Raw genomic sequence first — 21,992 nt, forward strand, 5'->3', positions numbered from 1 at the left:
ATTCGCTGGAGCGTGAACCTGCAAAGGCCCACGACCTGGCTACCGAATTTCTTGACGACCATAGAGCATTGGAACCACCTGATCCCATCCCGAACTCAGCAGTGAAACGATGCATCGCCGATGGTAGTGTGGGGTTTCCCCATGTGAGAGTAGGTCATCGTCAAGATTAAATTCCGAAACCCCTATCTGCGTATGCAGGTAGGGGTTTTGTTTTGTCCGCAGGAAAGTTCGTACAGCAATACCGGACGGCTCCCGGCTGTCACAGTCTCCCGACAATGCTAAGGTTCGACCCTAGCTTTTGTATTTTCCCAAGGAAGCCTTTATGCCGGACGCGACGTCCCTCAGTGCTGGTTTTATGGTGGTTCACGGCAACCGCCTGGACGAGTTGCGCAGCCTGGTGGTCAGCTGGATGCGGCGTTACCCGTTGGCTCCCTTGGAAAATGAAATTGCCCTGGTTCAGAGCAACGGCATCGCCCAATGGCTGAAGCTGGCACTGGCGGAAGACCCTGAAGACGATGACATGGGCGGTTGCGGAATCGCAGCAGCCATCGACGTGCAGTTACCGGGTAGCTTCATGTGGCAGCTCTATCGCATGGTGCTTGGGCGTGACGAAATCCCGGTCAAATCCCTGCTCGATAAAGCTCCCTTGACCTGGCGTCTGATGCGTCTGCTTCCTCAGTTGATCAACCAACCGCACTTCGAACCCCTGCAGCGCTTCCTTACGAATGACACAGACTTACGTAAACGCTATCAATTGGCGGAGCGACTGGCAGACCTGTTCGACCAATATCAGGTGTACAGGGCCGATTGGCTCGAAGACTGGGCAGAAGGTCGTCATCAATTACGAAATGGCAGAGGCGAAACCAAACCTCTGACCCCGGCAAACTGCTGGCAGGCAGAGTTGTGGCGAGCGCTGTTGCTGGATGTGGGTGAACAAGGCATGGCGCAAAGCCGAGCCGGCGTCCATCAACGGTTTATCGAACGCATCAACAGCCTCGACGTCGCCCCCAGCGGATTGCCTTCACGGGTGATCGTTTTCGGGATTTCTTCACTGCCCGCTCAAGCCCTGGAAGCACTGGCGGGGCTGGCCCGCTTCAGCCAGGTTCTGCTTTGCGTACATAACCCGTGTCGTCACCATTGGGCAGACATCGTCGCCGATAAAGACCTGTTGCGGCATCAGTACAAGCGTCAGGCTCGCAAGAGCGGAATGCCGGTTGTGCTCGACCCGCAAACCCTTCACCAGCATGCCCATCCACTACTGGCGGCCTGGGGCAAGCAGGGGCGGGACTATATCAATCTGCTCGACAGCTACGACGACCCCAACAGCTATCGCTCGGCATTCCGCGATGGCCGTATCGACCTGTTCAGCGATAGCCTGCCGCAGAACATGCTCAATCAATTGCAGGACGACATTCTTGAATTGCGTCCCTTGAACGAGACTCGCGAGCGCTGGCCTGCTGTTGATCCGGCAAAGGACGAGTCGATCCGTTTTCACATTGCCCATAGCGCCCAGCGTGAAGTGGAGATCCTCCACGACCAGTTGCTCGCACGCTTCAGTGCTGATCCGGACTTAAGGCCTCGCGATGTGATCGTGATGGTCCCGGACATCGACAGCTACGCACCGCATATTCGTGCGGTATTTGCTCAGCTTGAACGCCACGACCCGCGTTTCATTCCCTTCACGCTCGCCGATCAAGGCCAGCGTGGTCGTGATCCGCTACTGATTGCTATCGAGCATTTGCTCAAACTGCCCGACAGCCGTTTCCCCGTGAGCGAGATCCTCGATCTGCTGGACGTTCCTGCACTACGCGCTCGCTTCGGTGTAGAGGAACGTGATCTGCCGACCCTGCACCGCTGGATCGAAGGCGCAGGCATCCGCTGGGGCATGAATGCCGAGCAGCGTGCGGGGCTCGGTCTGCCGCAGGAGCTGGAGCAAAACAGTTGGCGTTTCGGTCTGCGGCGGATGCTGCTCGGTTATGCCGTGGGCAGTGCCAGTGCTTGCGAGGGTATAGAACCCTACGACGAAATTGGTGGTCTGGATGCCGCGCTCATTGGGCCTTTGGTCGCGTTGCTGGACGCATTGGAGATTGCCCACCAGGAACTCTCTCAACCCGCAGCTCCCAAACAATGGGGCTTTCGATTGCACGCACTGGTTCAGTTGTTTTTCCTGGCCAGTAACGAGCATGACGACTACGTGTTAGCCCAACTCGAAGAGCTGCGTGAAACCTGGCTTGAGACGTGCGAGTCAGTTGGCTTGCATGATGAACTGCCATTAACCGTCGTCCGTGAAGCCTGGCTCGCCGGCCTCGACCAAGGACGCCTGTCCCAGCGTTTTCTGGCCGGTGCGGTTAACTTCTGCACCTTGATGCCCATGCGCGCGATCCCGTTCAAACTGGTCTGCCTGCTGGGCATGAATGACGGGGACTACCCGCGTGCACAGCCGCCACTGGACTTTGACCTCATGGGCAGTGATTACCGTCCTGGCGATCGCTCCCGACGTGAAGATGACCGCTATCTGCTGTTGGAAGCGCTGTTGTCGGCACGCGACCAACTCTATATCAGCTGGGTCGGTCGCAGCATTCGCGATAACAGTGAGCGCCCTGCGTCGGTACTGATTGGCCAATTGCGAGATCACCTGGCCAGCGGCTGGCAACTGCATGATGTCGACGAAGATCTGCTTGAGGCCATCACTCAGGAACATCCACTGCAACCGTTCAGCGCCCGCTACTTCCATGAAGGCGATGATTTGTTCAGCTACGCGAATGAATGGCAGGTGCTGCATCAAACCAGTGAGCCGTCGACTGATATCGAGGTCCTTGATCCCTACGTTCAGGAGGAGCCGCTGAGTCTCGGTCAACTGCAGGACTTTCTGCGTAATCCTGTGCGGCATTTCTTCAGTCAACGACTGAAGGTGTACTTCGAAGCGGCTGAAGTGCCCTTGGCGGATGAAGAGCCATTTGTACTCGATGCGTTGCAACGTTACAGCCTCAGCGACAGCTTGCTCGAAGCGGCGCTGGGACATCTGGATAGCACCGATCAGATACTGGAAGCACAGGCAAAACGTCTGCAAAACAGTGGGCTTCTGCCTATGGCCGGGTTCGGCGAATGCCTTCAGCGAGAGTTGATCGAACCGTTGCCGGATCTGTTGCAGCGTTACCAACAGCTTTTGGCGTTATGGCCAACGCCGCTCACCAACGCTCTGCCAGTGAATCTGGAGTTGCAGGGGCTGCGCCTGGAAGGTTGGCTCAGCGGCCTGCATCAACGAGCGGACGGTGGTTTGCTATCTGTCACTACAATCCCCAACAGCATCGGCTCGATCAAGTCGCGCAAATGGCATCGCCTGACACGGCCATGGGTCAATCATCTGGTTGCCTGCGCCAGTGGTATGGCGATGACCACCGCGTTGGTGGCCAGCGACGACAGTCTGCTGCTCGGTCCGATGGAGGAGGATGCAGCGTTGCGGATTCTGGGCGACCTGTTAATGGCTTGGCAAACGGGCATGCGTCAACCACTGCCGATTGCGGTGAAGACCGGCTTCGCATGGCTTGGTCAAACGGATCCGGTCAAAGCCCAGGCCGCAGCCCGCAAGGCTTATGAAGGTGATGGGCTGACCACCGATGGCGAGCGTCGGGAAAGCCCGGCACTCGCACGGCAGTTCGCCGACTTCGACTCGCTTACCGCAGACGAAACGTTCCCGGATTGGTGCAACGCATTGTACCGGCCGCTGCTTGAAGCGCCTTGGCGTTCGTTGAACAGCGAGGAGGCTCGCGCATGACCACAAAACCTCTGGCCTTGGCATTTCCCCTGCGCGGCAGCCAACTGATCGAAGCGAGCGCCGGGACCGGCAAGACCTTCACCATTTCCGCGCTTTATCTGCGACTGGTCCTTGGCCACGGCGCAGAGTCGAGCGGCTTCGGACGTGAACTGTTGCCGCCACAAATCCTCGTTGTGACGTTCACCGATGCCGCGACCAAAGAATTGCGCGAACGTATCCGCACGCGTCTTGCTGAAGCAGCGCGATTTTTTCGCGATGAAACACCGGCGCCCGATAGCCTTATCGCGGAGCTTCGTAACGAATATCTACCCGAGCAATGGTCCGGGTGCGCAAACCGCCTGGACATCGCCGCGCAGTGGATGGACGAGGCGGCAGTTTCGACTATCCACAGTTGGTGCCAGCGCATGTTGCGCGAGCACGCGTTCGACAGTGGCAGCCTGTTTACACAAACCCTGGAAACCGATCACAGCGATTTGCTGGGCGAAGTCCTGCGCGATTACTGGCGCCTGTTTTGCTACCCGATGCAAGGTGATGCGCTGAACTGGGTGCGGGGTAATTGGGGCGGCCCAGCAGCATTGCTGCCGCGAATACGTGGTTTGTTCGCCAGTGAGCGAGACAGCGTTGAAGGTAAAGAGCCTGCCGAGCTGATCACGGAATGTCTGCAAGAGCGACGTGCAGCGTTGCTCGAACTCAAGATGCCCTGGCGCCAGTGGGCGGACGAATTGCTTGCCATCTGTCACCAGGGTGTTGCGAGCAAGAGCGTCGACGGTCGCAAGATGCAGGCGCGCTATTTCGAACCCTGGTTCGAAAAGATCAGGGCCTGGGCTGAAGATGAATCTCTTGAGCAACTGGATATCGGCACCGGATTCACGCGCCTGACACCCGATGGTATGGCTGAAGCCTGGAAGGGCGAAGTACCCAGTCATCCCGGGCTGGACGCCATGCTCGGCCTCAAGGCTAGTCTCGATGGATTGCCGACTCCTGATGCCGCCGTGCTGCAACATGCCGCCCAGTGGGTCGGTACACGGTTCGAGGAAGAAAAGCGTCGTCGTGCGGAGATGGGCTTCGATGACATGCTGCTGCGTCTCGATGCAGCGTTGCAGTCCGATGGCGGTGAGCGGCTGGCGACCCTGATTCGCGAGCAGTTTCCAGTGGCGCTGATCGACGAGTTCCAGGACACCGACCCGGTGCAGTACCGGATCTTCGAGAGCATCTATCGCATCGAAGACAACAATCCCGAATGCGGTCTGTTTCTGATCGGCGACCCCAAGCAAGCGATCTACGCGTTCCGCGGTGCCGACATCTACACCTACTTGCGCGCCCGTCAGGCCACCGCTGGCCGACTGCATACCCTGGGTACGAATTTCCGTTCCAGCCATGGCATGGTCAGTGCGGTCAACCATGTGTTCGAGCGTGCCGAGTCTCGAGAGCTGGGACGCGGCGCGTTCCTGTTTCGTGAAAAGAACGGTGAGAACCCGGTACCGTTCCTGCCCGTCGAATCCCAAGGGCGCAAAGAAGTTCTGCACATTGACAGCCAGGTCGTGCCTGCCCTGAACATCTGGCACCTGTCCGCCGATCAGCCGCTGTCCGGCGCGGTGTACCGACAACAACTCGCCGCCGCCTGCGCCAGTGAAATCACCGCTTTGCTCAACGGCGGGCAACAAGGTCGCGCGGGTTTCATACAGGACGGCAAGGACTTCAGAGGGCTGCTGCCAGCGGATATCGCGATCCTGGTCCGCGACGGTAAAGAGGCCCAGGCTGTGCGCGGCGAACTTTCCGCCCGGGGCGTGCGCAGCGTCTATCTGTCGGACAAGGACTCGGTGTTCGCCGCCCAAGAGGCCCACGATCTGCTGACCTGGCTCAAGGCTTGTGCCGAGCCGGATGTCGAGCGTCCACTGCGGGCCGCGTTGGCCTGCATCACGTTGAACCTGTCACTGGCTGAACTGGAACGGCTGAATCAGGATGAACTGGCGTGGGAAGCGCGGGTCATGCAGTTCCGCCATTATCGCGAGCTCTGGCGCAAGCAGGGCGTGTTGCCCATGCTGCGGCGATTGCTGCATGACTTCCAGCTGCCACAGACATTGATCATGCGCAGTGACGGCGAGCGGGTGCTGACCAATTTGCTGCACCTGTCCGAGTTGCTTCAACAGGCGGCCGCCGAACTCGATGGTGAGCAAGCGCTGATCCGTCATTTGTCCGAGCATCTGGCGTTGTCCGGTCAGGCCGGCGAAGAGCAGATCCTGCGTCTGGAGAGCGACGAACAACTGGTCAAAGTCGTGACCATTCACAAGTCCAAGGGACTTGAGTATCCCTTGGTGTTCCTGCCATTCATTTGCTCGGCGAAGCCGGTGGATGGCAGCCGTCTGCCGTTGCATTACCACGACGCAACGGGCAAGGCTCAAGTGACCTTGAAGCCGACGGCCGAGTTGATAGTTCAGGCGGATGATGAGCGTCTTGCCGAGGATCTACGCTTGCTTTACGTGGCCCTGACCCGGGCGCAACACACCTGCTGGCTCGGAGTGACTGATCTCAAGCGCGGCAATAACAACAGCTCGGTGCTGCACCTGTCAGCATTGGGTTATCTGCTGGGCGGCGGAGCACCATTGGCCGAGTCGGCAGGTTTGAAACGTTGGCTGGAAGACCTGCAGCAGGATTGTGCAGCGCTGAGTTGCGGTGAAATGCCTGAAGCGACCGTCGAGCACTACCATCCTCCGCACAACGATGCGACGTTGCTTGCTCCGCTGATACCCAAGCGCAAGGCCAGCGAAAACTGGTGGATTGCTTCCTACAGTGCCCTGCGCATTGGCGACAGCATGAGCGTGGGCACTGATGAAGCGCCGGAGAGCCCGCAGGCGCAAAAGCTATTCGACGACGAACGCCTCGATCCGCAAGCGCCACGAGAAGTGGCGGCCGGTGGTGCTGATATCCATCGATTCCCTCGTGGGCCGAACCCCGGCACCTTTCTCCATGGTTTGCTCGAATGGGCCGGTGACGAAGGTTTTACCGCCACACCGCAAGCGGTGGAAGACGCCATTGCCCGTCGTTGCAATCGACGTGGCTGGGAGGGCTGGATAACCGCCCTGAGCGACTGGCTGCAGCATCTGCTTACGTCCCCGCTGCATATCGGCGGCGGGCAGGCCCCAGTGGTATTCGAGCAATTGACCCAGTACCGGGTTGAGATGGAGTTCTGGTTCGCCAGTCATAAAGTCGATGTGCTCAAACTCGATGAACTGGTGCGCCAATACACCCACAACGGCGTGCCCCGCGTGGCTGCCGAGCCGGTGTTGCTCAATGGCATGTTCAAGGGTTTCATCGACCTGACGTTTGAGCACGACGGCCGCTACTACGTCGCCGACTACAAATCCAACTGGCTGGGCGTCGATGACGCGGCCTATACCGAGCAGGCCATGGAGCAGTCGATTCTCGACAACCGTTACGACCTGCAATACGTGCTGTACCTGTTGGCCCTGCATCGCCAGCTCAAGGCGCGACTTGCCGATTACGACTACGACCGGCATGTCGGTGGCGCGCTGTACCTGTTCCTGCGTGGTACGCGTGCGTCCAGCCAAGGCGTTTATTTCGCCCGTCCTCCAAGAGAGCTGATCGAACGTCTGGACCGACTGTTCCAGGGTAAGCCAGAACCCAAGGCCGAACCCGCCTGGGAACAGGGAGTTTTGTTATGAGTCGCACTTTCGCTGATTTGCTGCCCACTTCGTTGACAACCGAAAGCCTGGCGGATCTGGCGCCATTGAGTCGCGCCGATGACTTGTTGTTGTTGCTGACGCGCTGGGTTGAGCGCGGCTGGCTGCGAGCGCTGGACAAAGCCTTTGTCGCCTTTCTTCATGAGCTCGCTCCCGGCGATGATCCACTGGTGCTGCTGGCCGCCGCGTTGGCCAGTCATCAACTGGGCCACGGCCATGTGTGCCTGGATGTGTTCGAGACGCTCAAGGAACCGGACTTCGCCCTGTCGCTGCCACCGGAAGGTGATGTGCAAAGTGGCGCGATGTTGTTGCCGTCGCAATTGCTTGAGGCGCTGGACGGTGCCCATTGGTGCAAGGTCCTGGCCACCAGCAGTCTGGTCGCATTAGCGGTTGATGGTCGCGAGGCGGCGCAGCATCGGCCATTGGTGTTATCCGGCAAACGCCTGTACTTGCGTCGTTACTGGGCTTACGAACGGCGTATCGACAACTCGCTGCGCCAACGCTTGGTGGAACACGAAACCACGCCGGATGATTTATCCCAACGCCTCACCAGCTTGTTCGGCCCAGCCAAGCCCGGCGAAGTGATTGACTGGCAGAAACTCGCCTGTGCCCTCGCAACCCGCAGTGCATTCAGCATCGTTACCGGTGGTCCGGGGACCGGCAAGACGACGACGGTCGTGCGTTTGCTGGCGTTGCTCCAGGCGCCGGCGGTGGAGGCGGGCAAGCCGTTGCGTATTCGTCTCGCGGCACCCACCGGCAAGGCTGCAGCCCGACTGACGGAGTCCATCAGTCAGCAGGTCAGAACCCTGGAAGTCGATGAAACCGTACGAGTGAAGATCCCGTCAGACGTCACCACCGTACACCGTCTGCTCGGCAGTCGTCCCGGTACTCGACACTTCCGTCACCACACCGGTAATCGCTTGCCGCTGGATGTCTTGGTGGTGGACGAAGCCTCGATGATCGATCTGGAAATGATGGCCAACCTGCTCGACGCGTTGCCGGCCCACGCCCGTCTGGTGCTGCTCGGTGACAAGGATCAACTGGCATCGGTGGAGGCCGGCGCCGTTCTGGGCGATCTGTGCCGCGACGCCGAGGCCGGTTGGTACAGCCCACAGACTCGCCTGTGGCTGCAAGCGGTCAGTGGTGAAAACCTGGATGCCAGCGGTTTGCAGGAAGACACCCAGGGGACTCATCCCCTGGCCCAGCAAGTTGTGATGCTGCGTCATTCACGCCGGTTCGGCGAGGGCAGCGGCATCGGCCAACTGGCTCGTTGGGTCAACCAGCAGCAACCCGAGGAAGCTCGCAAGTTGTTGGCGGCTCGAAGCCATGACGACGTGTTTTCCCTGCCCCTCAAGGGGGAACAGGACCGGGCGTTGGAGCGCTTGCTGCTTGAGGGCCACGGCGATGGACCACAGGGTTATCGGCATTACCTGAGTCTCTTGCGCAGCCTGCGGCCATCGTTCGACAGCACGCTTGATGATCCCTGCTGGACCGATTGGGCTCGCCAGGTACTGCAAGCCTTCGACGCCTTCCAGTTGTTGTGCGCCGTACGCAAAGGGCCGTGGGGCGTGGAAGGTTTGAATCAACGCGTGACCGCCGCGCTGCTCAAGGCTCGGCTGATCGACAGTGACCAGCAGTGGTACGAAGGTCGACCAGTGCTGATGACCCGCAACGACTATGGCCTGGGTTTGATGAACGGCGACATCGGCATTGCCCTCAAGCTTCCGGAACGCGAGGGGCCAGAGGTTGGGAAGCAGGTGTTGCGTGTGGCGTTCCCGCGTAATGATGGTCAGGGCGGCGTACGGTTTGTTCTGCCGAGCCGGCTCAATGATGTGGAAACCGTGTACGCCATGACAGTGCACAAATCCCAGGGCTCGGAATTTGCCCATACGGCGTTGATTCTGCCGGATGCCCTGAACCCAGTACTCACCAAGGAATTGATCTATACCGGAATTACCCGGGCCAAAAACTGGTTCACCCTGATCGAGCCTCGTTCCGGCGTATTCGAAGAAGCAGTGCGACGCAAGGTCAAGCGCTTGAGCGGGTTGATGCTGGAATTGGATGAGGGTGTTGAATCAAGTGATTGAAAGGAACGGCGCCAGACGGCGGAAACTGTCCGAAGTGCCGTAGGGCGCGGCCTCGCTGGCGTTTGAACGCTGTGCTATCGTTGCGGCATCATTTCGCTACGATCGAAGAGAATCCCTGCATGAAGGTCGCTGTCTGGACGACACAGCGCGTTATTGGGTGCAAACAAGTGCTGCTCGCCAGCCTTCTCTGTTTGTTCACCAGCGTCGTTTTCGCTCAGTCGGAAAAGCCTGTGAGCCTGGCCGACCAGCGCGCAAAATCCGTCACGCAGGTTGTACTCGGAATACTCAGTTATGCCCGCTGGTCTGTTGAGCCAGCACAACTGCGATTGTGCATCGTGGGCCCCACCGAATACACCGACGATCTGGTCAAAGGCACAACCCAGGCCACCGGTCGACCCGTCACTGTGCGACGTCTTTTGGCCGACAACCCATCGATTGCCGGTGAGTGCGATGCGGTGTACATCGGCAAACTGACCAGTGATGAACGCAGTCAGCTCTTCGCCTCGCTGACGGGGCGTCCGGTGCTGAGCATCAGCGAAGGCGACGACCCATGCACCGTCGGCAGTCTGTTCTGCCTGCGTGTCAGCGATGAGCAAGTGTCCTTCGAGGTCAACCTGGATTCCGTCGCCCGAAGCGGCGTGCGTATTCACCCCAGTGTGCTGCAACTGTCCCGCCGCAAGCCGGCGGCGCCATGAGTCTATTCAAGTCGGGTAGCCGCCCAACCTTGCGCTCGGTCATCGGGCGCGGACATTTGATCGTCGCACTCGTGGGCGTGGCCATGGCCAGCATCTCGCTGACGTTGCTCGGCGTACTGGCCTTGCGGGTCTATGCCGACCACAACTTGCACCTGATTGCGCGCTCGATCAATTACACCGTGGAAGCGGCGGTGGTGTTCAACGACAAGTCTGCCGCTACCGAAGCGTTGGCGTTGATTGCGTCCACCGAAGAAGTAGCCGATGCCCAAGTGCTGGACGAGCAAGGCGCGTTGCTGGCTCGCTGGGAGCGGCCGGAAACGGGCTTGTTCTCCGATCTCGAAATGCAGATTGCCAAGGCCTTTCTGGAAAAACCGATCAGCATGCCAATCGTCCATCAAGGTCAGGAAATCGGCAGCATCCAGCTCACCGGTCACGGGGGCAGCCTGTTGCGGTTTTTGCTCAGCGGTCTGGTCGGCATCGTCTTGTGTACAGCCGTCAGTGCCTGGGTGGCGCTCTATCTGGCGCGCCGACAACTTCGCGCAATCACCGGCCCATTGCGCAGCCTGGCGTTCGTGGCTCACGCCGCCCGCAGCGAACGAGCCTTCGATCAGCGTGTGCCACCCGCCGACATCGCCGAACTCGACAACCTGGGCAATGACTTCAATGCCTTGCTCGATGAGCTCGAATCCTGGCAGACCCACCTGCAAAGCGAAAACGAAACCCTGGCCCACCAGGCCAGCCATGACAGCCTCACCGGGTTGCCGAATCGGGCTTTTTTCGAAGGCCGGCTGATTCGAGCGCTGCGTAACGCCAACAAGCTCAACGAGCAAGTGGCGGTGCTGTTTCTCGACAGTGACCGGTTCAAGGAAATCAATGATGGCTTCGGTCATGCCGCTGGCGATGCGGTGTTGGTGTCCGTGGCCAATCGGGTTCGTGCGCAGTTGCGCGAAGATGATCTTGTGGCGCGTCTGGGTGGTGACGAATTTGCCGTCCTGCTGACGCCGCTGCATAAGATCGAGGACGCCGAGTGGATTGCCGACAAAATCATCGCCAGCATGGAAGTACCGATCCCGTTGCCGGGTAATACCCAGGTATTGACTTCACTCAGCATCGGCATCGCCGTGTACCCCGACCATGGGGCCACACCGGGTGCTTTGCTTAACGCCGCCGACGCGGCCATGTACCAAGCCAAGCGCCTTTCCCGAGGCGCACAGCACACGGCCGGGTCGGAGCACCCTGTCGCCCATGTTCAGACCAGGAGCTAATTTTTGTGTTCTCACTGACCCGGCGTTCCCTGCGGTTTTTCACATTCACCGTATTGATTGCTTTGCTGGCATTGACCGGTTGCCAGACAGCGCCGCAAAAAGGCCTGACTCCGGCGCAGATCGCTGTGCTTAAGCAGCAAGGTTTCGAATTGACCGATGAGGGCTGGGCCTTTGGCCTGTCTGGCAAAGTGCTATTTGGCAGTGACGACGACAGCCTCAACCCTGCCAGCACCGACATCGTCGAGCGTATCGGCAAGGCGTTGCTGGGTGTTGGAATAGAGCGAGTGCGGGTCGACGGTCACACCGATGCGTCAGGCAAAGAGTCTTACAACGAACAGCTCTCACTGCGCCGCGCAAAAAGCGTTGGCAAGGTGCTGGCCGCTGTCGGGATGAAAGAACAAAACACCCAGCTGCGCGGCCTCGGCAGCAGTGAGCCGGTTGCCTCCAACGACACGCCGGCCGGCCGTACCGAGAACCGCCGGGTGTCGATCGTGGTGAGCGCCGACTAATCGGCGAACAGGGTCTCCCGACTTTCACCCATCAACAGGCCTTGATTCTGCTCAGTGACCGCGCGGATGTAATCCCACAACAGGGTGATCCGCTTGAGCTTGCGCAGGTCTTCACGGCAGTACATCCAGAACTGTCGAGTGATGTTGATCTCTTCCGGCAACACCGGCAGCAATCGCGGATCCTGGGCCGCCAGAAAGCACGGCAGAATCGCCAGCGACCGACCTTGCTGCGCGGCCACGAATTGCGCAATCACGCTGGTGCTGCGCAGATTGGCACTGGCGCCGGGCAACACATTTGCCAGATACAACAGCTCCGAGCTGAACGCCAGATCGTCGACGTAACTGATGAATGAATGTTTACCCAAGTCAGCCGGGCGGCGGATCGGTGGGTGCTTGTCGAGATAATCCTGAGTCGCGTAGAGCTGTAATTTGTAGTCGCAGAGTTTGCAGCAGACGTACGGACCATGCTCCGGGCGCTCCAAGGCGATGACGATATCCGCCTCGCGCTTGGACAGGCTGATGAAGTGCGGCAGCGGCAGGATGTCTACGGAGATTGCCGGGTAGGCGTCGACGAAATGGCTCAGCTGTGGGGTGATGAAAAAGCTGCCGAAGCCTTCGGTGCAACCCATGCGCACATGCCCGGATAACGCGACCCCGGACCCCGAAACCTGCTCGCAGGCCATGTGCAGCGTGCTTTCAATCGACTCGGCGTAACCGAGCAACCGCTGGCCTTCGGCGGTCAGGACAAAACCGCTGGTCCGGGATTTTTCGAACAGCAACGTACCCAATGCCGCTTCCAGCGAGCTGATGCGCCGCGACACGGTGGTGTAGTCGACCGCCAGGCGCTTGGCTGCGGTGCTGGCCTTGCGGGTGCGGGCGACTTCAAGGAAAAACTTGAGGTCGTCCCAGTTCAACGAGCCTAGAGACGTGATGTTTTTTTGCATGATGGACCGGCTTTTATGTGCGTTCTTATTAGAAGTTTGCACATCTATACTCCAAAAACAGTCCGACAACCAATTCGCGACACACGTCTCATCTCAAGGCGACTTTCTCGCCTTGGCTCCCTAGATAGCTCTCTAAATAAGAACAACGTCCCGGAGACCCAACATGAACGCATCGCTCACGCCAAACGAAACCACTGTCCAAACGGTAAAGCTGTTGATCGACGGCGAGTGGGTCGAGTCCCAGACCACCGAGTGGCACGACATCGTCAACCCGGCGACCCAGCAAGTGCTGGCCAAGGTTCCGTTCGCTACCGCACAGGAAGTCGACGCCGCGATCAGCGCCGCCCATCGCGCCTTCCAGACCTGGAAGTTGACGCCGATCGGCGCGCGCATGCGCATCATGCTCAAGCTCCAGGCGTTGATTCGCGAACACTCCAAGCGCATCGCCGTGGTGCTCAGCAACGAACAAGGCAAAACCATCGCCGACGCTGAAGGCGATATCTTCCGCGGCCTGGAAGTGGTCGAGCACGCCTGCTCCATCGGCAGCCTGCAAATGGGCGAGTTCGCCGAGAACGTTGCTGGTGGCGTCGATACCTACACCCTGCGTCAACCGATCGGCGTTTGCGCCGGCATCACGCCGTTCAACTTCCCGGCGATGATTCCGCTGTGGATGTTCCCGATGGCCATCGCCTGCGGCAACACATTCGTGCTCAAACCGTCCGAACAGGACCCGATGTCGACCATGCTGTTGGTGGAACTGGCGATCGAGGCCGGTGTTCCGGCGGGCGTGCTCAACGTCGTTCATGGCGGTAAAGATGTGGTGGATGCGCTCTGCACCCACAAGGACATCAAGGCTGTTTCCTTCGTCGGTTCGACCGCCGTCGGTACTCATGTCTACGACCTGGCCGGTAAACACGGCAAACGCGTGCAATCGATGATGGGCGCGAAGAACCACGCCGTTGTGCTGCCGGATGCCAACCGCGAACAAGCGCTCAACGCGTTGGTCGGTGCCGGTTTCGGTGCGGCCGGGCAACGCTGCATGGCCACCTCCGTCGTGGTGCTGGTGGGCGCGGCCAAGCAATGGCTGCCTGACCTGAAGGCGCTGGCGCAGAAACTCAAAGTGAATGCCGGCAGTGAGCCGGGCACTGATGTTGGTCCGGTGATTTCCAAAAAGGCCAAGGCGCGGATTCTGGATCTGATCGAGAGCGGCATCAAGGAAGGCGCCAAGCTGGAACTGGACGGTCGCGAAATCACGGTTCCAGGCTTCGAGAAGGGCAACTTTGTCGGCCCGACCCTGTTCTCCGGCGTAACCCCCGAGATGCAGATCTACACCCAGGAAATCTTCGGTCCGGTGCTGGTGGTGCTGGAAGTCGATACGCTCGATGAGGCCATTGCACTGGTCAACGCCAACCCGTTCGGCAACGGCACGGGCCTGTTCACCCAAAGCGGTGCGGCGGCGCGTAAATTCCAGACTGAAATCGACGTTGGCCAGGTCGGCATCAACATCCCGATTCCGGTGCCGGTCCCGTTCTTCAGCTTCACCGGTTCGCGCGGGTCCAAACTCGGCGACCTCGGTCCGTATGGCAAGCAAGTGGTGCAGTTCTACACTCAGACCAAGACTGTCACCAGTCGCTGGTTCGATGACAACAGCGTCAACGACGGTGTGAACACCACCATCAACTTGCGTTAAGGAGCCGGACATGAAAATCGCTTTTATCGGTCTCGGCAACATGGGCGCGCCGATGGCGCGCAACCTGATCAAGGCCGGCCATTCGCTACAGCTGGTCGACCTGAACAAAACCGTTCTGGCAGAGCTGGAGCAATTGGGCGGCAGCATCAGCGCTTCCGCACGTGAAGCGGCTCAAGGCGCGGAACTGGTGATCACCATGCTGCCCGCCGCTGTGCATGTGCGCAGCGTGTGGCTGGGTGAAGACGGCGTGCTGGCGGGTATCGCCAAGGGCGTGCCGGCAGTCGATTGCAGCACCATCGATCCGCAGACCGCACGTGATGTTGCCGCGGCGGCGGCCAAGCAAGGCGTGGCCATGGCTGATGCGCCGGTCTCCGGTGGTACTGGCGGTGCTGCGGCCGGGACCCTGACGTTTATGGTCGGCGCTACCCCTGAGCTGTTCGCCACCCTGCAACCAGTGCTGGCGCAGATGGGCCGTAACATTGTCCATTGCGGCGAAGTCGGCACCGGGCAAATCGCCAAGATCTGCAACAACCTGCTGCTGGCGATCTCCATGGTCGGTGTCAGCGAAGCCATGGCGCTGGGTGATGCTCTCGGCATCGACACAACAGTGTTGGCCGGGATCATCAACAGTTCTACTGGACGTTGCTGGAGTTCCGAGATGTACAACCCGTGGCCAGGCATCGTCGAAACGGCGCCGGCCTCACGTGGCTACACTGGCGGTTTCGGTGCCGAATTGATGCTCAAGGATCTGGGGCTGGCCACTGAGGCGGCACGTCAGGCGCACCAACCGGTGGTGCTCGGCGCGGTGGCTCAGCAGTTGTATCAGGCGATGAGCCAGCGTGGGGAAGGTGGCAAGGACTTCTCGGCAATCATCAACAGCTATCGCAAACCCCAATAAGGTCGGGTCTATTGCGAGTGGAGCTTTTGTGGCGAGGGAGCTTGCTCCCTCGCCACAAGGAATGCGTATTTACCGGGAGATCACGTCGGGTGATCTCCCGGTTTTTTTGCATCAGGCAAACACGAAATACTTGCGCACGGTCTCAACCACTTCCCACGTGCCTTTCATGCCCGGCTCAATGACAAAAATATCACCGGCGCGCAGATGGATTGGCTCCTTTCCCTCTGGGGTGATGATGCAGTACCCCTCGCGGAAATCGCAGTATTCCCACTTCACGTATTCCACATACCACTTGCCCGGCGTGCAGATCCAGGTGCCCATGATCTTGCTGCCGTCTTCGCTGGTGTAGGCGTTGAGGTTGACGGTGTGCGGGTCGCCTTCGAGTTTTTCCCATTTGCAGGCGTCGAGCACCGGCAGTGGGTGGGTATCGCGAAGAACGGTAATAGGTGCGGTCATGTGGACTCCGGGGCAGTGGACTAGAGAACTGAAGTCGCACCCTATAGCGCCCGTCCACCGGTCAGTTGTCTGTGCTCGACACTCAGTTACCCAGAAGCGCTGTGCCGGGTGAGCCCGGATTGGCGTGCGAACCCCACGGCACTTTATTTAACCGCTGTGCTGATATTGAACAATGGTTATGAAGTAATAACTATTTTACTTGTCCGGTTTTTATTTTTTATGCGTCTGTCCTGCGGGCCGGAAGTTAATACTTTCGGGCTTCTTCACATTTAGCCCGTCATACAGTACGGGCCCAATCATACCCAGCCTTTGTTAAGTAAATAAGTCGATTGGCGAGATACTTCGCACCAGCCGAGTGCAATGCGCAGGCCCTTTCGGACGCCTGTCCCAAGTGGTTAAAAAACTTTAAAGAGTTCGTTGACTCTCCCCTTAAGGGCAGAGTTTAGATTTCCGCCGCGTGAGAAGTTGCTGTGGGAATAGTTACTTCTCGTATACGGAATTTATGAACCAATCACGACATATAGGGAGATAGAGATGAACAATCCATTGGAGTTGGAAAACGTCATCGCCAGCACCCGCGAGATCCTCGCGCAACTGTTGGTGATGAACGCCGATGATATCGATGAGAACAGCAGTATCGTCGAGGACCTCAGTGCCGATTCGCTGGACATCGTCGACCTGAGCTTTCAACTGGGTCGTCAGTATGGCTGCACCTTGCCCAAAACCAGCGTGCTGGATCACGCCATCACCGTCTGCGGCGACGCCAGCGAGTTCCTGGACAACGGTCGCATTACCGAGAACGGCAAGGCCTTGCTTGAACAGAGCCTGAGCGCCTACTCCCCGGATCAACTCAAGCCCGGCATGCAACCGGCGCAAGTGTTTGCCGCCACCACCGTACGCAACTGGGCGCAACAGTGCCGCAACCTCTTCAACTACCTGCCGCACAGCTGCCCTGATTGCAGCGCTCATCACGCCGTGCTGAACGAACGCCGGCAAGTAGTCTGTGGCGCTTGCAGTGCGCGGCTGGTACCGGATGACGGCGACCAGGTTTCACGCCGACTGGTGGAGCAATTTGTGGCCACTCACACCCAAGAGATGGTGTAGGAGCTCTTATGCGGACACGAGAAGTCTATGTGACCGGATTCGGTCTGGTGGCGCCCATGGCACTGGACGCCGCCACGTTGTTCGAGCGGATCTGCCAGAAGCAGTCCTGCGTCCGCGAACATCCACGATTCAAGGCATTAGGCTTCAACAACAGCGCCGCCGGGTTTATCGCAGACGACCAGTGGCAACAGATCGCCGCAGGTTTCGGCGGCAATGCCGCGCTGTATCCGCGGCAAAGCGTGCTGGCCGACTTTGTCGCCCGACAAGCCTTGCAGCATGCCGGCCTGACCCCGGCAGCCTTTGCTCACACCCGCAGCGGATTGTTCCTGGGGGCCAACAAGTACTGCGCGGACAGTCACGATCTGCATCGGGCCAGTCGCTGCATGGATGAGGCGGGGCGCGTCGATCTGGATCGACTGCTGGATACCCCGGCGACGTCGGGCGCGGTCTTCGGGCGCCGGGTCGATCAGCAGACCCTGCACCTGGCCGAGCGGCTCGGTATCCGTGACCACATTTCGACCCACTCCGATGCCTGCGCCGCCGGCACCATTGCGATCGGCAGCGCCTACCGGGCGATCGAGCGGGGCGAAATCGATCTGGCCATTTGCGGCGCCGTCGAACTGATGGCCAACGAGTTGCCGTATTACATGTTCAACAGCCTCGGCGCGCTATGCCAGGCCGACCTGCCGGCGAGCGAGCAGAGCCGACCGTTCATGCCGGACCGCTGCGGCTTCGTGATCAGCGAGGGCGCGGCCATGGTCATTCTCGAATCCGCCGAGCATGCCCAGCGTCGCAAAGCCGCGCCATTGGGGCGAGTGTTGGGTTACGCGAATGTGTGCGAGGCACAAAAAATGACCTCCAGCAGCCGGGATGGCAGCAAATATGAGGAATGCATGGAAGCCGCAATTGAGGACGCCGGGCTGCTCAGCAGCGCCGTGCAACACGTCAACACCCACGGCACGTCCACTCAGGCCAACGACAGCTGCGAGGCCTTGGCTTTGCAGCGGGTGTTCGGCGAGTGCCAGGAACACGTGACGTTCACCGCCAACAAATCGGCCATCGGTCATTCCCTGGCAGGCAGCGGCGCGATTGAAGCGGTGCTGTCGCTGATCAGCCTGCGGGACGGCGTGCTGTTGCCAACCCTGAACTACGATCATGACCGCGCCGAATACCCCTCCCTGAAATTTCTCAGCGAACCGATGCGCCAGTCGATCAACGTGGTGATGTCCAACTCGTTCGGTTTCGGCGGCGTCAACAGCTCGCTGGTTCTGGGGAGGGCATGACATGAGCATTGCCGTTTACATCCATTCGGCGGCCATATTAAACGCCGCCGGCAGCGAATGTGCCGACCTGCTCGGGACGCCACCCACGCCACAACCATTGGCATTCGACGCGACGCGTCAGGCTTATCCACTGGCAACACCGCGACTGGCCAGCGATCTGTTCGACCGCAAGATCCAGCGCAGCGTCGAACCACAAGGCTTGCGCCTGTTGCATTGCGTGGCGCGCCTGGCGCCTGCGCTGGCGGCCCTGAATCTGCCGCCGGCACGGGTTGCCCTGACGGCGGCCATTCCAGAAGTCGACGCGCCGAGCCCTTGCTGGGATGCGGTGCAAGCGATCGGGGAGCAACCGCAAAAGCCTCTGGCGCAACTGTTGGCCAACACACCGCCACTTCATGCCCTGACGCTGCTCAACAGCAGCGTGATGGCCTACGTCGCCGAAGCGTTGCAATGTCATGGGCCGATGGGCGGGTTCTGTTCCCAGGACAACGCTGGGCTCGATGCCCTGATCGAAGCCTGTCAGCAGATTGTCGAGCAACGTGCCGACGCCGCGCTGGTGGTCAGCAGCAGTCCGAACCTGACGCCGGCCCTGTATCTGCGTGAACCCCGGCAGGCAGACGAGGCGATTTATGGCGAGGGCGCCGCCGCGCTGCTGCTCGGCTCGGCACCTTCGCCCGACACCCTGAACGCCTTGCGTATCGCCGGATTTGGCCGGGGCTACAGCGCTGATCCGCAACGTGGCTCTGCGGTTGCCCGACGGGTGATCGACCAGGCACTTAGCCTGGAAAAACTGTGCCTCGGTGACGTCGAGCAGATCGTCGCCAATCCCGAGGATGCGCAATTGATGAGCCTGTTCGCCGACCACCAACGGGAGCTTCGTAGCGCCCGTTCAATGACTGGCGATCTGGGCGCCAGCGCCTTGCTGACTGAGATTGCGCTGGCCTTGCATCATAGCCACGACGCCTCGGCAACACCGGGCTATACGCTGTTTGTCAGCCATAGCCGCGCCGGTCACTGGGGCGCCTTGCTGCTGGCCAGTGAAACCATGGAGAAGCACACATGAGTGCGACACGGATTGTGATTACCGGCATGGGCGCCGTGACCGGGTTCGGTTTCGAATGGCAGACCCTCTGGGAAAAGATGCTCGGCGCCGAACATTGCGTGCGTCCATGGCAACCCGACGGGGTGGAGGACGGCACGTTCCCGGTGCGCTACGCCGCGGCCGTGGATATGAGGCTGTTGCCCGAGGCCCTGCAGGACCATCCGGCCTGGACCGTTGCATTGGAAAAACGCAGCCGCTTTGGCTGGGTAGCCGCCACCCAGGCAGTGACCGACAGCGGACTTTCTCCTGAGCAACTGCGTGAAGCCGCCGTGCTCTGCGCCTCGGGTGCGCCCCAGCACATGTTGGCCGATATGCTGCTGACCCAGGCACCGGATGGCCACACCCCGGGCTGGCAACACCTGATGCCCCGTGCCGGGCAAGTGAATGCCGAGGGCTCGCTGCGTCAGAGTAATGATCGACTGGCGCGGGTCATTGCCGACGGCTTGGGCTGCGAAGGCCCCGTGATCAATATCAGCAGCGCGTGCGCCGGCGCCTCCCAGGCCATCGGCAATGCCTTCCAGATGATTCGTCGCGGCGAAGTGAGCGTGGCGATTGCCGGTGGCGCCGACTCGGTGCTGAACCTCGACACTATGGCTGCGCTGTACCTGCTCGGCGCAGCGTCGAGCGAACAGCGTTGGGGCGTCGATCTGTGCCGGCCGTTCGACCGTGATCGCAGTGGCCTGATTGCCGGCGAGGGCGGTGGTTTCGTGGTGCTGGAAAGCCTTGAACATGCGCTGGCGCGAGGCGCGACGCCCTATGCCGAAGTGCTCGGCTTCGGTAGCAGCCTGGACGCCTACAGAGTCACCGCCCCGCAACCCGAAGGCCGGGGCGCGGCGCTGGCGATGCAAGCCGCGCTGGACGACGCTGGCCTGCGTGCGCAACAGATCGATCTGATCAACGCCCATGGCACTTCGACGCCGCTCAATGACGTCGCGGAAACCCTGGCGATCAAAAGTGTGTTCGCCGAGCACAAGCACTACCGGTCCCTGGCCGTCAGCGCCAACAAGTCGCAGTTCGGGCACTTGATTGCCGCCGCCGGCGCGCCCGAATGCATGATCACGGCCCTGGCGTGCCTGAACGATCTGGTCACGCCGACGGTGAACCTGCATGACGTCGATGAGCAGTGCGACCTGGATTATTGCGCCGGGCAAGCGGTCAGCCGCCGAGTGGATTTTGCCTTGAGCAATTCCTTCGGTTTTGGTGGCCTCAACACCTCGCTGGCCCTTGGCAAATATCGGGAGCAAGGACAATGACCAGCGCTACTTTGCGTGTCGCCATTGCCGGCAGCGGCTGCGTATTACCCAGTGGCTGGGGCGTGGAGCGCTTCTGGTCGGCAGCCAGTGAGGCCCGCAGCGGCATCGCCCTGCTGCAATCGAAACTGTTTCACAGTAAACGCGTGGCGGCCTTCGGGCATATCGGCGATGAAGACCATCAACGCAGTCGCCAGGACGTGGCCCAGAACCTCCAGCGCTACTGTCCGCCGGCCGTGATCTGGGGTGTCAGCGCAGTGCGCCAGGCCTTGGCCGAAGCCGGGCTTGAACCGGGCAATGACGGCCTGCGCTACGGCCTCTATTGCTGCCAGGGCGGCTACACCCATCCGTCGTTGGCGGCCTATGGCGAGTTGCTTCACGAGTGTCGCGGTGAGTCCGGCTCCGACATGCGTCGCCTCGCTCAACGGGTGTTGCAGGAACGCGCGCTCGACCCGTTTCTGGTGCTCAAAAGCCTGAGCAACGGCTTGCTCGGGATTGTCAGCCTGGCGCTGAAACTGGAGTGTGAGTGCAACGCCTACATGCAAGGCGTGGCCGGCAACCTGGCGGCGTTGCGCGAGGCGTGCGCGGCGCTGCAAAGCGGTCGTATCGATGCGGCGATTGTGGTCGGTGCCGGCAGTGAGCTCGATCCGTTGGCACTGGCCGCACTGGCCGAGGCCGGTGTGATCAGCACCGACGGTGCCCAAACCTTGCGCGCATTCGATCGCCAAGGCACGGGCGGGATTGCCGGTGAAGGGGCGGCGGCATTGATATTGCGCCGGGCCGACGATCTACCGGATGGGCCGCAGACCTGCCTGTCGGGACTCTCCGCCCATCCACGCCTGGCGTCGTTGAACCTGCCGGACAAGCAGGTCGATCTGATGGTCAGCAGCGCCAGCGGCGATCCGCACAAGGACGCCGACCTGGCCCGCACGCTGGCCCGAGCCGGTGCCGCGCACATCACCAGTGGCGTGCCGGTGACCGGCATTCTCAGCGGCGCGCCGAGCCTGGTCGACCTGATCCTGGCGCGCAATGCACTGCGTGCCCAGCGCGTGCCGCCGATCATCGGGTTGCAGCAACCGGTGGATCCGCACCTGCCGTTTGTGCTCGGTGAGGGGCGGGACGCGGTGCTGCGCGACTGCCTGATCATCAACCGCGACGACAACGGTTTCAGCGTCTGTTACCAGCTCGACTATCAAGCGGCCGACGAGCCGTTTTGAGCGCATTGAACCGCTTCTG

15 protein-coding genes and 1 rRNA gene are annotated in these 21,992 nt (G+C 60.4%); 14 read left to right on the top strand and 2 right to left on the bottom strand.

The features are described from left to right. The first annotated feature begins 50 nt into the window (after nt 1-50). The 7 genes from rrf (at nt 51) to ACMXYI_RS10400 (ending at nt 12,032) form a co-directional block, all read left to right on the top strand. Nucleotides 51-166: ribosomal RNA gene (rrf, locus tag ACMXYI_RS10370) — 5S ribosomal RNA — on the top strand. 156 nt (nt 167-322) lie between these two features. Continuing rightward, nucleotides 323-3,775 (top strand): exodeoxyribonuclease V subunit gamma, encoded by a 3,453-nt coding sequence (gene recC / locus ACMXYI_RS10375; RefSeq protein ID WP_415773144.1) that lies wholly within the window; start codon nt 323-325, stop codon nt 3,773-3,775. Then, nucleotides 3,772-7,458, top strand: a complete 3,687-nt coding sequence (gene recB, locus ACMXYI_RS10380) for an exodeoxyribonuclease V subunit beta (RefSeq protein ID WP_415773145.1) — start codon at nt 3,772-3,774, stop codon at nt 7,456-7,458. The genes recC and recB overlap by 4 nt, the downstream gene beginning before the upstream one ends. After that, complete coding sequence (recD, locus tag ACMXYI_RS10385) at nt 7,455-9,563, top strand: exodeoxyribonuclease V subunit alpha (protein ID WP_415773146.1); 2,109 nt, start codon at nt 7,455-7,457, stop codon at nt 9,561-9,563. The genes recB and recD overlap by 4 nt, the downstream gene beginning before the upstream one ends. Nucleotides 9,564-9,682: 119 nt before the next feature. Then, complete coding sequence (locus ACMXYI_RS10390; protein ID WP_415773147.1) at nt 9,683-10,258, top strand: YfiR family protein; 576 nt, start codon at nt 9,683-9,685, stop codon at nt 10,256-10,258. Then, nucleotides 10,255-11,523, top strand: a complete 1,269-nt coding sequence (locus tag ACMXYI_RS10395; protein ID WP_415773148.1) for a diguanylate cyclase domain-containing protein — start codon at nt 10,255-10,257, stop codon at nt 11,521-11,523. Before ACMXYI_RS10390 ends, ACMXYI_RS10395 begins: the two co-directional genes overlap by 4 nt. 5 nt (nt 11,524-11,528) lie before the next feature. Next, nucleotides 11,529-12,032 (top strand): OmpA family protein, encoded by a 504-nt coding sequence (locus tag ACMXYI_RS10400; protein ID WP_415773149.1) that lies wholly within the window; start codon nt 11,529-11,531, stop codon nt 12,030-12,032. Here the strand turns inward: ACMXYI_RS10400 and ACMXYI_RS10405 are convergent. Further along, nucleotides 12,029-12,976 (bottom strand): LysR family transcriptional regulator, encoded by a 948-nt coding sequence (locus ACMXYI_RS10405; protein WP_150658678.1) that lies wholly within the window; start codon nt 12,974-12,976, stop codon nt 12,029-12,031. The genes ACMXYI_RS10400 and ACMXYI_RS10405 overlap by 4 nt on opposite strands. Nucleotides 12,977-13,139: 163 nt before the next feature. Here ACMXYI_RS10405 and ACMXYI_RS10410 point away from each other — a divergent pair, with 163 nt between their 5' ends. Together ACMXYI_RS10410 and mmsB are read left to right on the top strand one after the other, a co-directional pair. Then, nucleotides 13,140-14,666, top strand: coding sequence for a CoA-acylating methylmalonate-semialdehyde dehydrogenase (locus tag ACMXYI_RS10410; protein WP_046055588.1), 1,527 nt, complete (start codon nt 13,140-13,142; stop codon nt 14,664-14,666). A gap of 10 nt (nt 14,667-14,676) precedes the next feature. After that, nucleotides 14,677-15,564, top strand: coding sequence for a 3-hydroxyisobutyrate dehydrogenase (gene mmsB / locus ACMXYI_RS10415; RefSeq protein ID WP_415773150.1), 888 nt, complete (start codon nt 14,677-14,679; stop codon nt 15,562-15,564). Nucleotides 15,565-15,675: 111 nt separating this feature from the next. Here mmsB and ACMXYI_RS10420 read toward each other — a convergent pair whose 3' ends face one another. Continuing rightward, entirely contained in the window at nt 15,676-16,020 is a 345-nt protein-coding gene (locus ACMXYI_RS10420) for a cupin domain-containing protein (RefSeq protein WP_007946320.1), read from the bottom strand. A 534-nt stretch (nt 16,021-16,554) separates the two neighbouring features. Between ACMXYI_RS10420 and ACMXYI_RS10425 the strand changes: the two genes are divergently transcribed. Genes ACMXYI_RS10425 through ACMXYI_RS10445 form a run of 5 tightly spaced genes read left to right on the top strand, consistent with a single transcriptional unit; the run spans nt 16,555 to nt 21,973 of the window. Then, the gene (locus tag ACMXYI_RS10425) at nt 16,555-17,124 is read left to right on the top strand and encodes an acyl carrier protein (protein WP_415773151.1); all 570 of its coding nucleotides are present in this window, start codon (nt 16,555-16,557) and stop codon (nt 17,122-17,124) included. An 8-nt stretch (nt 17,125-17,132) separates the two neighbouring features. Continuing rightward, nucleotides 17,133-18,407: a beta-ketoacyl-[acyl-carrier-protein] synthase family protein gene (locus tag ACMXYI_RS10430; protein ID WP_415773152.1), complete on the top strand. Its 1,275-nt coding sequence runs from the start codon at nt 17,133-17,135 to the stop codon at nt 18,405-18,407. Between the two features lies 1 nt (nt 18,408). Next, on the top strand, nt 18,409-19,467 hold the full coding sequence (locus ACMXYI_RS10435) for a beta-ketoacyl synthase (protein WP_415773153.1): 1,059 nt from the start codon (nt 18,409-18,411) through the stop codon (nt 19,465-19,467). Continuing rightward, entirely contained in the window at nt 19,464-20,759 is a 1,296-nt protein-coding gene (locus tag ACMXYI_RS10440) for a beta-ketoacyl-[acyl-carrier-protein] synthase family protein (RefSeq protein WP_415773154.1), read from the top strand. The genes ACMXYI_RS10435 and ACMXYI_RS10440 overlap by 4 nt, the downstream gene beginning before the upstream one ends. Next, nucleotides 20,756-21,973: a beta-ketoacyl synthase N-terminal-like domain-containing protein gene (locus tag ACMXYI_RS10445; RefSeq protein ID WP_415773155.1), complete on the top strand. Its 1,218-nt coding sequence runs from the start codon at nt 20,756-20,758 to the stop codon at nt 21,971-21,973. The genes ACMXYI_RS10440 and ACMXYI_RS10445 overlap by 4 nt, the downstream gene beginning before the upstream one ends. Nucleotides 21,974-21,992 lie beyond the last annotated feature (19 nt).

The sequence above is a fragment of the Pseudomonas lyxosi genome, from assembly GCF_047758685.1.
Taxonomy (GTDB): domain Bacteria; phylum Pseudomonadota; class Gammaproteobacteria; order Pseudomonadales; family Pseudomonadaceae; genus Aquipseudomonas; species Aquipseudomonas lyxosi.

Bases quoted from the DNA above. Each gene is read 5' to 3' on its own strand.
- ACMXYI_RS10410 (WP_046055588.1), top strand. From the start codon at position 13,140: ATGAACGCATCGCTCACGCCAAACGAAACCACTGTCCAAACGGTAAAG.
- ACMXYI_RS10395 (WP_415773148.1), top strand. From the start codon at position 10,255: ATGAGTCTATTCAAGTCGGGTAGCCGCCCAACCTTGCGCTCGGTCATC.
- ACMXYI_RS10430 (WP_415773152.1), top strand. From the start codon at position 17,133: ATGCGGACACGAGAAGTCTATGTGACCGGATTCGGTCTGGTGGCGCCC.
- ACMXYI_RS10445 (WP_415773155.1), top strand. From the start codon at position 20,756: ATGACCAGCGCTACTTTGCGTGTCGCCATTGCCGGCAGCGGCTGCGTA.
- recB (WP_415773145.1), top strand. From the start codon at position 3,772: ATGACCACAAAACCTCTGGCCTTGGCATTTCCCCTGCGCGGCAGCCAA.
- ACMXYI_RS10405 (WP_150658678.1), bottom strand. From the start codon at position 12,976: ATGCAAAAAAACATCACGTCTCTAGGCTCGTTGAACTGGGACGACCTC.
- mmsB (WP_415773150.1), top strand. From the start codon at position 14,677: ATGAAAATCGCTTTTATCGGTCTCGGCAACATGGGCGCGCCGATGGCG.
- ACMXYI_RS10425 (WP_415773151.1), top strand. From the start codon at position 16,555: ATGAACAATCCATTGGAGTTGGAAAACGTCATCGCCAGCACCCGCGAG.
- ACMXYI_RS10420 (WP_007946320.1), bottom strand. From the start codon at position 16,020: ATGACCGCACCTATTACCGTTCTTCGCGATACCCACCCACTGCCGGTG.
- recC (WP_415773144.1), top strand. From the start codon at position 323: ATGCCGGACGCGACGTCCCTCAGTGCTGGTTTTATGGTGGTTCACGGC.
- recD (WP_415773146.1), top strand. From the start codon at position 7,455: ATGAGTCGCACTTTCGCTGATTTGCTGCCCACTTCGTTGACAACCGAA.
- ACMXYI_RS10440 (WP_415773154.1), top strand. From the start codon at position 19,464: ATGAGTGCGACACGGATTGTGATTACCGGCATGGGCGCCGTGACCGGG.
- ACMXYI_RS10435 (WP_415773153.1), top strand. From the start codon at position 18,409: ATGAGCATTGCCGTTTACATCCATTCGGCGGCCATATTAAACGCCGCC.
- ACMXYI_RS10390 (WP_415773147.1), top strand. From the start codon at position 9,683: ATGAAGGTCGCTGTCTGGACGACACAGCGCGTTATTGGGTGCAAACAA.